This window comes from Raineyella sp. W15-4 (assembly GCF_033170155.1).
GTDB lineage: Bacteria > Actinomycetota > Actinomycetes > Propionibacteriales > Propionibacteriaceae > Raineyella.
Genome location: NZ_CP137079.1, coordinates 1522903 through 1537354, shown reverse-complemented (window position 1 = coordinate 1537354; position 14452 = coordinate 1522903). Strand labels below are relative to the sequence as shown.

Genomic DNA, 14452 nt, shown 5'->3' with positions numbered 1-14452 from the left:
GGCTGAAGGTCGACGACTCAGATCTCCATTTCGGCGCCCATCACCGCCGTACGATCCGGCGGCAGGTGGAACACATCGGTGCGTGACGCCGCATTGTTGGCCATCAGGACGAAGAACTGTTTGCGCCAGCGAGACATCCGCGAGCGTCCGGTCGGCTGCAGCGTCAGCACCGACAGGAAATAGTGCGCGTCCCCCGGGCGGATGTCCAGTTCGGGGGTACGGCCGACCGCCAGAGCCAGGCCTTTCGGAATGTCCTGGGAATCGCTGAACCCGACGTGGACGCTGATGTGGACGATGCCGTCGTCCTCGAATCCGAGATCGTGGACACTGACCCGGTCCACGTGCCGGATGTGCGGGACGTTCTCGTTCACGATCTCGATCAGGATGACGTGCTCGTGCACGACGTGATTGAAGTAGACGTTCGACCGCAGCGCCAGCGGGGTGGTCTCCCGATTGGGATGCGGGTAGACGGCGACCCCCGGGATACGGGGGATGTCGCTCGACCGCAGCGCCTCGACGAACTCGTCCAGTGGCCCCTCCAGCTCCCGGCGATGGGCGGCCACCAGGGCGTAGCCCTTGCGCCAGGTGGTCATCACCATCAGTACCAGGCCCGCGATCAGCAGCGGCAGCCAGCCGCCGCTGACCACCTTGGCGAGGTTGGCGCCGAAGAACGCCACCTCGACGCCCATCACCACGACGATGTAGACGGCGATCTTCCAGACCGGTTCCTTCCAGACCATGTGGGCCAGGGACAGGAACAGCAGGCTCTCCAGCAGCAGAGTGCCGGTGACCGCCAGGCCGTATGCCGAGGCGAGGTTGGTCGAGCTGCGGAAGACGGTGATCAGGGTGAGCACGCCGAGGAAGAGGATCCAGTTCACCGCCGGCAGGTAGATCTGGCCGCCGGCGAGCTTGGACGTGTGCCGCACCAGCAGGCGCGGGAACAGCCCGAGGCGTACGGACTGGCGGGCCACCGAGAAGGCACCGGAGATGACCGCCTGGGAGGCGATGACGGTGGCCAGGGTGGCCAGGACGACCAGCGGCAGGGTGGCCCAGGAGGGGGCGAGGTTGAAGAACGGGTTGTTCACCGTGGCGGGGTTCTCCAGGATCATCGCCCCCTGGCCGAAGTAGTTGAGGGCGAGGCACGGGAAGACCAGCAGGAACCAGGCCAGTCGGATCGGGCTCTTGCCGAAGTGGCCCATGTCGGCGTACAGGGCCTCGGCGCCGGTGATGGTGAGGACCACCGCCCCCATCGCGATGAACGCGATGAACGGGTGGGCGACGGCGAAACCGAGGGCGTGGTGCGGGGAGACCGCCCCGAGGATCTGCGGGTGGCGCACGATGTGCGGGACTCCGAGCAGGCCCACGGTGAGGAACCACAGCGCCATGATCGGGCCGAAGAACCGGCCGACCGCGGCGGTCCCCAGCTTCTGGACCAGGAACAGCACGGAGAGGATGACCACCGAGGCGGGCGCCACCCAGTGCTCCAGGCCGGGGTTGACCACGGTGAGGCCCTCCACCGCCGACATCACCGAGATCGCCGGGGTGATCACCGAGTCGCCGAAGAACAGGGCCGCTCCGGTCATCCCGAGGCCGGTGACGATGGCGACCCGGCGCCGGGCGGTGACGTTGTCACGCAGCAGCGCGGTGAGCGACAGGATGCCGCCCTCCCCCTCGTTGTCGGCCCGCATGACGAGTGAGATGTACTTGAACGACACGACGATGGTGATGGTCCACAGCACCATCGAGATGACGCCGAAGACATCCTCGGGGACCGGCCGCACATCGTTGTGGTGGGTCGCGAAGACTGTCTGCATCGAGTACAGCGGGCTGGTGCCGATGTCACCGAACACGACCCCCAGGGCGGCGAGCGCGAGCCCGGCCATCGGGCTCCGCGTCGGCTGGTGACCCTCCCGGACGGTGGGGATCATCGTCAGGGTGACATCCGCCGATCTGCCCGGGCGCCCCAGCGAGCGGGCACGGCGGCGGCCTTCGGTTTCGCGCATGCTGTCAGTCTCCACCTGAGCGGACCCTTGGTGCCAATGATCCGGAACGGCCTTGTCAGGGTCTGGAACGTCGGGGTCAGGATCTGAAACGTCGGGGTCGGAGTCCGGGACACGGGGTCCCGGATCCGGGGTGCCCCGGTCGATCGGAGCGCTCCGGCCGGGGCGGCCGCGATGGCGTCCCCCACAGCCACCGTCCACCGTCCACCGTCCACCGTCCACCGCAGACTCCCACGACGGACGCCCACGGCAGACGGAACGCCCGGTCGTCATCACGACGACCGGGCGTTCGACTCCGTAGCCCCGACGGGATTCGAACCCGCGCTACCGCCTTGAGAGGGCGGCGTGCTAGGCCGCTACACAACGGGGCCCCAGCTGTCCCCGGCGACCGGGAACCTGCGGAAGCTTAGCAGGTCGGCCACGGGCCGCTCAACTCGACCGGGCGAGGGTCGGGCTCCGTACCCGGCGGCGGCCGCCCAGGTCGGAGATGGTCAGAGGCCGGACAGAAAGGCCGAGACCGGCCGGGCGAGAAACACCGGCCGCAGACCGAAGAAATCCCCTCCGTCATTGACGGAGAGGATTTCTTTCCCAGTAGCCCCGACGGGATTCGAACCCGCGCTACCGCCTTGAGAGGGCGGCGTGCTAGGCCGCTACACAACGGGGCCCCAGCTGATTTCCGGTTCTGCGGAAATCTCGGAGAAACTACCGGAAATCATGCATATCCGACAGCCTCCGTGGCTGGGGTACAAGGACTCGAACCTTGACTAAGTGAACCAGAATCACTCGTGCTGCCAATTACACCATACCCCAAGAGTTTGCTGCCCCGGGGGGCAACGACGTGTAACTCTAGCGCACCGCTCCGGCGCAACACAAATCCACGGGCCGGATCCGTGGAGCCGAGAGACCGCCCCCGATCCCGGCCCGGAACGCCTCAATCCCGGCGGTCGCTCCGGGCACTGTGCTGGTTCCCCGCGGGCTCCGTGGGGGTCGGCCAGGGCACCGCGGCGGTCATCTCAGGCAGACCGCGGGGCGTCTCAGACAGGCCGAGGGCCCCGTCCGGACCGCCCGGCGGGAGCGACTTCGAGAGCCGTGGTGGTCCCGACCCGCATCACCCGCGCGACCCCCCAGGCCGCGAGCGCGTAGACGGCGTAGCCGCCCACCCCGACCAGGGACCCCAGCCAGGTGGTCTCGGTGATGTTGCGCGAGGCGGCGATCCCGACCGTCAGGCCGGCCCACAGGTACGCGAAGACATTGTTGACGACGTGACCGGCGATGCCGGCCTCCAGACCTCCGGTGAGCCAGACGAGCAGCGCGGCGACCAGGCCGAACGCCAGCCGGTTGAGGAACAGCGGCACGTTCTGCGAGCCGTGCATCGCGGCGAACACCAGGGCGGAGGTGATCACCCCGAACCAGGGGGTGGCGGTGAGCGAGCCGAGGGCCTGCATCAGGTAGCCGCGGAAGAAGTACTCCTCCCCCGTCGCCTGCACCCAGGTAGTGGCCAGGATCACCGCAAGGAATCCCCAGAAGCCCTGCTGCGGCGCCAGGTGCACCGCGGTGCCGGCGAGCAGCCAGGTGACCACCTGCATCGCGTTGAGCACCACCACGGCGAGGATCGCGCAGACCGCCAGGTAGCGCCAGCGGATCCGCGGGCCGACGGAGGCGAGCCACCGCGGCGCGGTCCGGTGGATGCTCGCCACCATCAGCCAGGACACCGGGATCAGGCTGCCGATGGCGAGGTTCATCGCCAACATTCCGGCCGGGTTCAGGTAGGCGGCGGCGTTGTCGGCGAACTCCGGGTAGGACTGTCCTCGCCCGGCCACCAGCCAGGCGAGCGCGATCACCATGCTGGGCAGCACCGACATCACGCTGAGGTAGAACACGAACCCGGCGACCACGCCGAAGACGGTTCGCCAGCCCTCCGTCCCCGGCCGGTGCAGCACCCTCGGGTACGCCACCCCGGGCGGCGGGTCCTGGTACCCCCCGATGAACGTCTCGAAGCGTCCGCGGCCTGCCGGCGCCGGAGTGCGCGCCACCTCAGCCCCTCGGGACGGTCGCCAGCGCCCGGTCGATCCGCGCCAGGCTCGACCCGCGGCCGAGCAGCTCCATCGACTCGAACAGTGGCGGGGACACCTTGCTGCCGGTCACGGCGGTCCGTACCGGGCCGAATGCCTTGCGCGGCTTGAGCCCCAGTCCGTCGACCAGGGCGGCCCGCAGGGCGGCCTCGATCGAGGCATGGTCCCAGGCGACGTCGGCGAGCGCCGTGCGGGAGGTCCGCAGCACCGGCCCCTCCTCGGCCTTCAGGGCCGCCCCCGGTTCGATTTCCAGCTCCTGGTCCGGGGTGAAGAGGAAGGACAGCTTGTCGACCGCCTCCGACAGGCAGGTGAGTCGCTCCTGGATGAGCGGGGCGGCGCCGATCAGCAGCTGCCGCTCGTCCGCGGTCGGCGGGGTCGCCACGAAGTGCGCCGCCTGGAGGAAGGGGGTGATCTGCGTCGCCAGGTCCTCGGCACTGAGCAGCCGGATGTGGGCGGCGTTGATCGCCTCGCACTTCTTGTGGTCGAAGCGCGCCGCGTTCGCGTTGACCCGGCGGATGTCGAACGCCTCGGCCATCTCCGCCATGCTGAACACGTCCCGGTCGTCGCTGATCGACCAGCCGAGCAGGGCGAGGTAGTTCATCAGGCCCTCGGGGAGGAACCCGCGCTCGCGGTACTCCTCCAGGCCCGATCCCTTGTCGCGCTTGGAAAGCCTCTTGTTGCCCTCCCCCATCACGATCGGCAGGTGCCCGAACCGGGGCGTGATCCCCGACCCGACACCGATCCGGGCGAGCGCCCGGTAGAGCACGATCTGCCGGGGGGTCGAGGAGAGCAGGTCCTCACCGCGCAGCACGTGGGTGATCCGCATCAGCGCGTCGTCGACCGGATTGACCAGGGTGTAGAGCGGTTCGCCGTTGGAGCGGACGATGGCGTAGTCCGGCACGTTGCGGGTGTCGAACGCCACGTGACCGCGCACCAGGTCGTCGAAGGCGACCTCGCCCTCGGGCATCCGCATCCGCAGCACGTGCGTACGCCCCTCCGCCTCGTACGCCGCGACCTGGTCGGCGGTGAGGTCACGGCAGTGGCCGTCGTACCCGATGGTGTCGCCGCCGCGCAGCTTCTCCCGCTCCTCCAGTTCCTCCCGGGTGCAGTAGCACGGGTAGGCGGCACCGGACTCCACCAGCTTGGCGATCACGTCCCGGTAGATCCCGGTGCGCTCGGACTGTCGGTAGGGGGCGTACGGGCCGCCGATGTCCGGGCCCTCGTCCCAGGTGATGCCGAGCCAGTTCAGCGAGTCGAGGACGTTGTCGTAGTACTCCTGGGTCGACCGGGCCAGATCGGTGTCCTCGATCCGCAGCACCAGGGTGCCGCCGTAGTGGCGTGCGAACGCGTAGTTGAAGAGCGCGGACCGGACGTTGCCGACGTGCAGGTTGCCGGTGGGCGACGGTGGGAAACGCACCCGGACGTCCTCCGGGGCGATGTCTCCCAGGACGTCCACATCGGTCCTGCCGTGCTGGTCGGTGCTGGTGTCACTCACTTGGCGTTGTCTCCGCTGGTCGAGGTGGTGGTGTCGGTGGTGTCCGCCACGGGGGTGGGGACGAGGGTGTTGGTCAGGGTGCCGATGCCGTCGATGGTGACCGAGACCTCCTGGCCCGGTTCGAGCCGGCCGACGCCTGCCGGGGTGCCGGTGAGGATGACGTCACCCGGCAACAGCGTGGTGAAGCTGGTGATGTAGGCGACCAGCTCGGCGATCGGCCGGATCATCAGGGCGGTCGAGCCGTGCTGACGCTGCTCACCGGCCACCACCGTGGTGATCGTCAGGTCGGAGGCCTCGGCGAGGGTGAGGTGGGTCGCGATCCACGGTCCGAGCGGGCAGGAGGTGTCGAACCCCTTGGCGCGCGACCACTGCTTGTCCGGCTCCTGCAGGTCGCGCAGGGTGACGTCGTTGCCGACGGTGTAGCCGAAGATGACCTCCTCGGCCCGGTCGACCGGCACGTCCTTGCAGATCCGGCCGATCACGACGGCGAGTTCACCCTCATAGCTGATGTAGGACGACGCCGTCGGGGGGACGACGATCTCGTCGGGACCGATCACAGCGGTGTTGGGCTTGAGGAAGCACAGCGGGGTGGTGGGCACTTCGTTGCCCAGCTCGGCCGCGTGCGCCGCGTAGTTGCGGCCGACACCGATGATCTTCGAGCGGGGGATGACCGGTGCCAGCAACCGTACGTCGGCCAGTCGGTGCCGGGCACCGGTGTACTGGACGGGGCCGGCCAGCGGATCACCGGTGAGCGTGCTGACGCTGTCGGGATGTGCACCGCCGTCCTCGGCCAGTTCGACCACCCCGAACGCAGGGTCCTGACCGGCAGCCGAGTAGCGCGCAATTCGCATTGCCTCACCCTATCGCGATCGCGGGAACGGCCGGTTTCGCAGCCGAGGTGCGGGCTGCGGCGACCGGTACGCGGACCCCACCACATCACCCCGTACGTCGCCTGCGGGCTTCGCCCGTACATTCGTGTCTGAGTACCGGCACAAACGTACGGGCGAAAGCTACCTGTTGAACAGGCCGTCCTGACCTACCGGTGGTCGCCAACCACGAGGCGTACGCCTGGACCTCGACGATGACACCATTCATGCCTACTCACAAGATTCATGCCTACTCACCAGCGCCAGCCCACTCGCCCTGGCGCCACGGCATAATCGGCCCCATGAGCCGACCCTTCGACCCGCAGCGCTTCGCCGTCGTCGACCTGATCCGGCGCAAACGGGACGGTGGCGGCTGGTCACCCGACGAGGCGCGGTGGATCATCGAGGCCTACACCGCGGGGTTCATCGCCGAGGAGCAGATGTCCGCGCTCGCGATGGCGGTGTTCTTCCGGGGGATGTCGGCCGAGGAGCTCGATCCGTGGACGCAGGCAATGATCGACGGCGGCGTACGCCTCGACTACTCCGACCTCGGCCGGCCGACCGTCGACAAGCACTCCACCGGCGGCGTCGGGGACAAGGTCACCCTGGTGCTGACGCCGTTGGTGGCTGCCTGCGGGGTGGCGGTGCCTCAGCTCTCGGGCCGCGGACTCGGCCACACCGGCGGCACCCTGGACAAGCTGGAGGCGATCCCCGGCTGGCGGGGCGATCTCACCTCCGCTCAGGTACGCCGCCAGCTCCGTGAGGTGGGCGGTGCGATCGTGGCGGCGGGGCCCGAGCTGGCGCCGGCGGACCGGAAGCTCTACGCCCTGCGCGATGTCACCGGCACCGTCGAGTCGATCCCGCTGATCGCCTCCTCGATCATGTCCAAGAAGATCGCGGAGGGCACCGGGGCGCTGGTGCTGGACGTCAAGGTCGGCTCCGGCGCCTTCATGAAGGATCTGGCCGAGGCCTGTGACCTGGCCCGTACCATGGTGCGGATCGGGACCGGCGCCGGCGTACGGACCGTCGCGCTGCTGTCGGGGATGTCCACCCCGCTGGGGCTGACCGCCGGCAACGCTCTCGAGGTCCGGGAGGCGGTGGAGGTATTGGCCGGCGGCGGCCCCGCCGATGTGGTGGAGCTGACCCTTGCCCTGGCCGGCGAGATGCTCGCCGCGGTGGGCGTCGACGCCGACCCGGCCGAGGTGCTCGCCTCCGGGCGGGCGATGGATCGCTGGCGGCGGATCATCCGCGCCCAAGGCGGCGATCCTGGTGCGCCGCTGCCCACCGCCCTGGAGACCGAAGTGGTGTCCGCATCGGCCGACGGGGTGCTGGAGCAGCTCGACGCGATGGCGGTCGGGCTGGCGGCCTGGCATCTCGGTGCCGGACGCGTACGCAAGGAGGACGACGTGCAGGCCGCCGCCGGCGTGGAGCTGCACGCCAAGCCCGGCGACCTCGTCCGCGCCGGGCAACCACTGCTGACCCTGCACACCGACACCCCCGAGCGGTTCGCCGCCGCACAGCAGGCCCTGGCCGACGGCATCGGGATCGCGCCGTCCGGCACCACGGTGACGCCGAGCCCGCTGGTCCTCGGTCGGGTGGCGTGACCTGGCGCTGGTCCCCCGCCCCCGCCCCCGCCGGTGCACCCGGCCATCACCGGTCCGGGTAGGGCTCGCCCCGCCACCCGGTCGGAGACCACTGTGGCCGCAGCACGGGGTGGTCGCGTGCCCACCCGTACGGACCGACCGGCCCGCCGTACAGTTCCCGCATGATCCGGGTCAGTCGCTGGCTGAGCGGCCACGGATCGGAGAGGTCCTCCGGAGACCATTCGACGACCACCCAGCCGCATCGGCGCAGGAACCGCCGTGGCCCCGCCACCCAGGAGTCACGATCGCCGGACCATCCGGACGGCACACCGTCCTCCGCCACCGGCCGGTCCAGGACGACACCGAGCACGTGCACATCGGGCCAGCTGAACGGCACCACGACGGTGGCCGCCGAGGACGTGAGCGATACCGAGCCGAACGGTGCCTCGGGTCCGATCCCGACCGGCTCCTGGGGCCCGGTGTCGTCCGCCGGGTCGGCCGGATCCCATCGGTAGGTGACGTCCAGCAGCGGGGTCGGGATCCCCATCTGCTGGAGCAGCGCCCGACTGACCGTCTCCGTGGGGCCGGCCGAGTGCGGGGTGGCCTCGCGCAGCACGCTCCTGGTCCGGGCCAGGCCGGTGCAGCCGCGGAGGTCCTGCAGCACGGTCTCGCAGTCCCTCCGCAGACCCTCCGGGTCCGCGGAGGCCCGCAACGCCGAGTCCGTCACCACCAGGCCGGTCAGGCTGCCCGGATCTTCCCTTCGGGTGACGTCGACCACGGTCCTGGCCAGGGTGCTGACCGGGAGCCCGTCGACCTCGCAGAGGTGCGACGCCGGCAGCCGGGTGGCGACCAGGTCGATGTCCGCGGTCGGCCCTCCGCCGCCCGGCCGCAGCACCGTGACGGTCGCCGACACTGCTCCCCGCCCGGTCGAGAGACCGTGGAGCAGGGCCGCCGAGACTCCTCCGACCGCTCCGGTGTGTCCGGGGCGGCCGAACACCGCCCGGACCAGCTGCCGGTGGCGCTCCACGTCCCCGTCGGGCCGGCTCCTGGCGTACACGCCGCGACACACCCGGACCGCCTCTCCCCGCCGCAGCGCGCGGTCGAGCAGCAGGCGGTCCCCGCTGTGGTGGAGGACATCGTCAGCGGTGAAGAACTCCGTGTCCGGCAGCCGGGGCGGCGCCGCAGGGCGAGCTGTGGTCATGGCCCCATCCCACGCCGCGCGGGCACCGGCCTCAAGAGCGGCAGCGGTCCGCACAACATCGGGACAACACCGGCACCGATCCGGACAACACCCGGTCAGGCCTCCAGTGCCCGCTGCCGCCGGCGCTGCCGGCGCCGGAGCAGCCACCGGTCGATGACGTTGGCCGGCCTGGCCACCAGGCTGCCGAGGGTGACGCTGCCGATCAACTCCAGCAGGGGCGCACCGGGGGCCGGTCGGTCGGGCACCCGGATGTGCACGCCGCCGAGGCCCTTGGAGATCCGATCGGCCCGGACCGCCCAGCCCGCCGGGAGGATCAGTCGGATGTCGCCGGCCCCGCCGGCGACCTCGATCCGGATCACCCGCGTCTCCGCCGTCGCCTCCAGGCAGACCAGGGTCGCGCCACCGAGCCCGGTCGACACCCGGATGTACGGCGGCAGCGACCACTCGCCCACCCGGCGGTCGTCGTCGAAGGGGGCGGAGATGACCAGTGGGTCGTCGGGACTCCACCCCGGCTGGCGGGACTCCCCGGGCAGCGCGACCTGGTCCAGCGGCCGGTTGAACGGGTGCAGGGCGGTGACGTCGTCGGCCATCGACGGGAGCACCGGCGTCAGGTCCGCCACCAGTGCGTCCAGGTCGGCGTACGTCCGGGCCGCGAGGGCCAGCTCCAGTCGCTCGCGCCCCTCCGGCATGGTCAGCCGGCCGTCGCCCACCGCATGCTGGAGCAGATCGACGACCTGGTCGCGCTCGGCGTCGCCGACGCGCATCGCGTTACGTTCGGTCACCCCACCGAGTCTACGGAGCCGCCGGCCCGGACCAGGTCCTCCCGACCCTCGGGACCGGGCGTCCCGGTCGCACCGTCCGCGGGCGCGCTGTCCGGGTCGTCCGCCCCGTCCCGCCGCCGGGCCTCCGCGGGCTCGACCCGGTTCTCGAACAGGTGGATCAGCCCGTACCGGTACGCATCACACAGCGCCTCCCAGGAGGCCTCGATGACGTTGGTGCCGACCCCGACAGTGGTCCAGGTGCGTTCCCCGTTGGTGGTGTCGATCAGCACCCGCACCGAGGCCTCGGTGCCCGAGGACCCGTCGAGGATGCGCACCCGGTAGTCCTGCAGGTCATAGCCCGCCACGGCGGGATACACCGGGATCAGCGCCCGACGCAGCGCCATGTCGAGGGAGTTGACCGGCCCGTTGCCCTCGCCGACGAAGTACTGCGTCCGGCCCCGGGCGACCAGCTTGACCACAGCCTCGCTGACCGGGTCGTTGTCCCCGTTGGCGAACGAGGTGGTGGTCCAGTGCGACACGGTGAAGACGTCCGGCAGCCGATCCAGCTCCTCGCGGAGCAGCAGCTCGAAGGACGCGTCGGCGGCGTCGTACGTGTAGCCCTGCAGCTCCTTGGCCTTCACCCGCTCGGTGACGGCGGCGGCCACCGCGCGGTCGGACAGGTCGAAGCCGAGCTGCTCGCCCTTGATCTGGATGTTCGCCCGGCCGGCCATGTCGGAGACCAGCATCCGCATGTCGTTGCCGACCCGGGCCGGGTCGACGTGCTGGTAGAGGTTCGGGTCGACCCTGATCGCCGAGGCGTGCAGCCCGGCCTTGTGGGCGAAGGCGGAGGTGCCGATGTAGGCCCGGCGCGGGCCGGCCGGCACATTGGTGATCTCGGCGACCGCCTGGGCCGTACGGGTCGCCTCCGCCAGACTGCCCATCGGCAGGACGTGCCAGCCGTACTTGAGCTCCAGGTTGGCGACCACACTGATGATGTCGGCGTTGCCGGTCCGCTCGCCGTACCCGTTGACGCAGCCCTGGACGTGCATCGCGCCCGCCTCGACCGCCGCCAGGGTGTTGGCCACCGCGCAGCCGGAGTCGTTGTGGCAGTGGATCCCGATCGGCGCCCCGACGCCGACCGCCGCCGAGACGATCTCGCCCATCCAGCTCGGCAGCATGCCGCCGTTGGTGTCGCAGAGGACGACCGCCTCGGCCCCCGCCTCGGCCGCGGTCCGGACGACCTCGAGGGCGTACGCCCGGTCCAGCCGGTAGCCGTCGAAGAAGTGCTCGGCGTCGATGAAGACCCGCATCCCCTCCGACCGCAGGTGGGTGACCGAGTCGCGGAGCATCTCGAGGTTCTCCGCGAGAGTGGTCCGCAGCGCCTCCCGGACGTGACCGACGTGGCTCTTCGCGACCAGGGTGGCGACGCCCGCGCCGGAGTCGCGCAGCGCACCGATCAACGGGTCGTCCGCCGCCCTGACCCCGACCCGGCGGGTCATCCCGAACGCCACCAGTTCGGCGTTGCGCAGCGCCAGCTCACCGGAGGTGGCCCGGCGGAAGAACTCGGAGTCCTTCGGGTTCGACCCCGGCCAGCCGCCCTCGATGAACCCGACCCCGAAGTCGTCCAGGTAGGAGGCGATCCGGAGCTTGTCCTTGACGGACAACTGCATGCCCTCCTGCTGCGAGCCGTCGCGCAGGGTGACGTCGTAGACGTGGAAGGTCGGGGGGGCGGTGGGAGTCATGGCGACCATGGGGCTCGGTCCTCTGTTCGGTGGGCGGTGCGCCCGTCGGGATGGAGGTGGCGGACGGAAAAGGGGTGGATGGGCAACAAAAAACCTCCTGTACGTGGACAGGAGGTGGAGCGCGTCGGGGCCGCAGGGCTCAGACGCGCTCGAAAATAATGAGCGTGCGATACGTCACGCTCCACATCCTGCCCGCAGCGCCCCGCCGGCGCCACCCCGTTCTCACGGAGTGAGACCCACCCGGAGGGGCGACGACCACCCGCGGACCCGACGACAGGCCACGACGCCATCGGACCAGTGGACATGTACGGGTGGACACGTACGAGGACGGACGCCGCACGGGGCGGGCCCCAGAACTGTGGGGCCCGCCCCGTGGCGGGAACAGCGTGTGCCGCGGCTCAGCAGACCTTGCGCATCCAGCCGTGGGTGTCGACGACCCGGCCGTACTGGATGTCCAGCAGGGTTCGGCGGACGTCCATCGTGACGGGGCCGGAGGTGCCGTCGCCCACCACGTACTCCTCGTCGCCGTCCTTGAACGCCCGGACCGGGGCGACCACGGCCGCGGTGCCGCAGGCGAACGCCTCGGCCACCTCGCCGCTGCGGACCCGGGCGAGCATGTCGTCGACCTCGATCTGCTCCTCGACCGGTTCCAGGCCGCGCTCGCGGGCCAGTTCGAGGATGGAGCGGCGGGTGACGCCCGGCAGGATGGTGCCGGTGAGCTGCGGGGTGTGCAGCCGGCCGTCCCGGGTCACCAGGAAGCAGTTCATCCCACCGAACTCCTCGACGTAGCGCAGCTGCGCCGCATCGAGGAACAGCACCTGCGGACAGCCATGGGCGTACGCCTCCTCCTGGCCGGCCAGGCTGGCAGCGTAGTTGCCACCGCACTTGGCGGACCCGGTGCCCCCCGGAGCAGCCCGGGTGAAGTGGCGGGAGACCCAGAAGTCGACCGGCTCGGCACCCCCGGCGAAATAGGGGCCGGACGGTGAGGCGATGCAGTAGTAGCGGACGGTCCGGGCCGGGCGCACCCCGAGGAAGTCCTCGTGGGCAACGGTGAACGGCCGGATGTAGAGGCTGTCCTCCCCACCGCCGGCCGGCACCCAGGCAGCGTCCTGACGGACCAGCGCCTCGATCGAGGCGACGAAGTCCTCCACCGGCAGGGTCGGCAGGGCGAGACGTGCGGCCGAGTCGACCATCCGCTGGGCGTTGGCCTCGGGCCGGAACAGCCAGATCGAGTCGTCGGCGTGGCGGTAGGCCTTGAGCCCCTCGAAGACCTCCTGGGCGTAGTGGAAGACCGCGGACGCCGGGTTGAAGGACTCGCCTCCGTACGGTACGAGCTTCGCGTCGCCCCAGCCGTCCTCAGCGGTCCACGTGGCGACGGCCATGTGGTCGGTGAAGTGACGGCCGAACCCGGGCGCAGCCAGTACGGCCGCGCGCTCCTCGGCGGTTGCCGGGGACGGATGAGGGTGCACGTCGAAGCTCAGACTCATGGGGGAGAATCTAGTCCTCTGCCATCCGTGCCGGGGCTCGGAGCAGTGGGTGAGACCGCCCGATCGGCCCCGATCCGCCCGATCGGACCATCTCTGATCGCCGGGAGGTTCGTGAGATCCGGCCCGGGCGGCGGGTCCCCGCGGATAGCCTGACGCCGTGTCTACTCAGAACTCTGCTGATCGCCCGTCCATCGCCGTGATCGCCGGCGACGGTATCGGTCCCGAGGTCGTCGCCGAGGGCCTCAAGGTCCTCGACGCCGTGGCCGGTCCGGACGCCTTCGACAAGGTCCACTACGACCTGGGCGCCGACCGCTGGCTGCGCACCGGCGAGGTGCTGCCCGAGACCGAGATGGAGTCCCTCGCCCAGCACGACGCCATCCTGCTGGGTGCCGTCGGCGCCGCCCCCGGGGATACCCGGATCCCGTCCGGGATCCTCGAGCGGGGGCTGCTGCTGAAGCTGCGCTTCGCCTTCGACCACTATGTCAACCTGCGTCCGTCGAAGCTCTACCCCGGGGTGCCCACCCCGCTGGCCCCGCACGTCACCGAGGGCAAGGAGATCGACTTCGTCGTCGTCCGGGAGGGCACCGAGGGCCTGTACGCGGGCAACGGCGGCCGGCTGCGCGCCGGCACCGTGCACGAGATCGCCACCGAGGTGTCGGTCAACACCGCCTACGGCGTGGAGCGGGTGGTGCGGTTCGCCTTCGAGCATGCGACCAAGCGGCGCAACAAGGTGACCCTGGTGCACAAGCACAACGTGCTGGTCCACGCCGGCGGCCTGTGGCGGCGGATCTTCGAGAGCGTCGCCACCGAGTACCCGCAGGTCGAGACCGACTACCTGCACATCGACGCCGCCACCATCTTCATGGCGACCGACCCCGCCCGCTTCGACGTGCTGGTCACCGACAACCTGTTCGGCGACATCATCACCGACCTGGCCGGCGCGGTGACCGGCGGAATCGGCCTGGCGGCCTCGGGCAACCTCAACCCGTCCGGCGCCTATCCGTCGATGTTCGAGCCGGTGCACGGGTCCGCCCCCGACATCGCCGGCCAGCAGAAGGCCGATCCGACCGCCGCCATCCTCTCCGTCGCAATGATGCTCGAGCACCTCGGGCGCACCGACGAGGCGGCCCAGATCGTCGCCGCCGTCAACGCCGACGTCGTCGGCCGGGGCAATGCGGTGCGGACCACCGCCGAGATCGGCGACGCGATCGTCGCCCGGCTGGCCTGATCCCACCCGAGCACGTC

General features: G+C 70.5%; 10 protein-coding genes and 3 tRNA genes. 2 read left to right on the top strand and 11 right to left on the bottom strand.

The window, feature by feature from the left end:
• Window positions 1-17: 17 nt before the first annotated feature.
• From R0145_RS07155 to R0145_RS07125, 7 genes are all read right to left on the bottom strand, one after another.
• Entirely contained in the window at window positions 18-1928 is a 1911-nt protein-coding gene (locus R0145_RS07155) for a potassium transporter Kup (RefSeq protein ID WP_317840178.1), read from the bottom strand.
• 370 nt (window positions 1929-2298) lie between these two features.
• Window positions 2299-2371: transfer RNA gene (locus tag R0145_RS07150), tRNA-Glu, on the bottom strand.
• Between the two features lie 221 nt (window positions 2372-2592).
• Window positions 2593-2665: transfer RNA gene (locus tag R0145_RS07145), tRNA-Glu, on the bottom strand.
• Window positions 2666-2735: 70 nt separating this feature from the next.
• Window positions 2736-2810 (bottom strand) — tRNA-Gln (locus R0145_RS07140).
• Between the two features lie 224 nt (window positions 2811-3034).
• Window positions 3035-4033 (bottom strand): type II CAAX endopeptidase family protein, encoded by a 999-nt coding sequence (locus R0145_RS07135; protein WP_317839665.1) that lies wholly within the window; start codon window positions 4031-4033, stop codon window positions 3035-3037.
• A 1-nt stretch (window position 4034) separates the two neighbouring features.
• Window positions 4035-5519 carry a glutamate--tRNA ligase gene (gltX, locus tag R0145_RS07130; RefSeq protein ID WP_411742100.1) on the bottom strand — a complete coding sequence of 495 codons (1485 nt, stop codon included), beginning with the start codon at window positions 5517-5519 and terminating at the stop codon, window positions 4035-4037.
• Between the two features lie 44 nt (window positions 5520-5563).
• Window positions 5564-6418, bottom strand: a complete 855-nt coding sequence (locus tag R0145_RS07125; protein ID WP_317839664.1) for a fumarylacetoacetate hydrolase family protein — start codon at window positions 6416-6418, stop codon at window positions 5564-5566.
• 317 nt (window positions 6419-6735) lie between these two features.
• Between R0145_RS07125 and R0145_RS07120 the strand changes: the two genes are divergently transcribed.
• Window positions 6736-8037: a thymidine phosphorylase gene (locus tag R0145_RS07120; protein ID WP_317839663.1), complete on the top strand. Its 1302-nt coding sequence runs from the start codon at window positions 6736-6738 to the stop codon at window positions 8035-8037.
• Between the two features lie 46 nt (window positions 8038-8083).
• Here the strand turns inward: R0145_RS07120 and R0145_RS07115 are convergent, their stop codons facing one another.
• The 4 genes from R0145_RS07115 to R0145_RS07100 form a co-directional block, all read right to left on the bottom strand.
• Window positions 8084-9217, bottom strand: a complete 1134-nt coding sequence (locus R0145_RS07115) for a hypothetical protein (protein WP_317839662.1) — start codon at window positions 9215-9217, stop codon at window positions 8084-8086.
• 95 nt (window positions 9218-9312) lie between these two features.
• Window positions 9313-9999, bottom strand: a complete 687-nt coding sequence (locus R0145_RS07110) for a DUF1707 domain-containing protein (RefSeq protein WP_317839661.1) — start codon at window positions 9997-9999, stop codon at window positions 9313-9315.
• Complete coding sequence (gene cimA, locus R0145_RS07105; protein WP_317839660.1) at window positions 9996-11729, bottom strand: citramalate synthase; 1734 nt, start codon at window positions 11727-11729, stop codon at window positions 9996-9998. Before cimA ends, R0145_RS07110 begins: the two co-directional genes overlap by 4 nt.
• Before the next feature lie 389 nt (window positions 11730-12118).
• On the bottom strand, window positions 12119-13207 hold the full coding sequence (locus tag R0145_RS07100) for a branched-chain amino acid aminotransferase (protein ID WP_317839659.1): 1089 nt from the start codon (window positions 13205-13207) through the stop codon (window positions 12119-12121).
• A 157-nt stretch (window positions 13208-13364) separates the two neighbouring features.
• On the opposite strand from R0145_RS07100, the gene R0145_RS07095 reads away from it, so the two are divergent.
• Window positions 13365-14435: a 3-isopropylmalate dehydrogenase gene (locus tag R0145_RS07095; RefSeq protein WP_317839658.1), complete on the top strand. Its 1071-nt coding sequence runs from the start codon at window positions 13365-13367 to the stop codon at window positions 14433-14435.
• The last annotated feature ends 17 nt before the right edge of the window (window positions 14436-14452 follow it).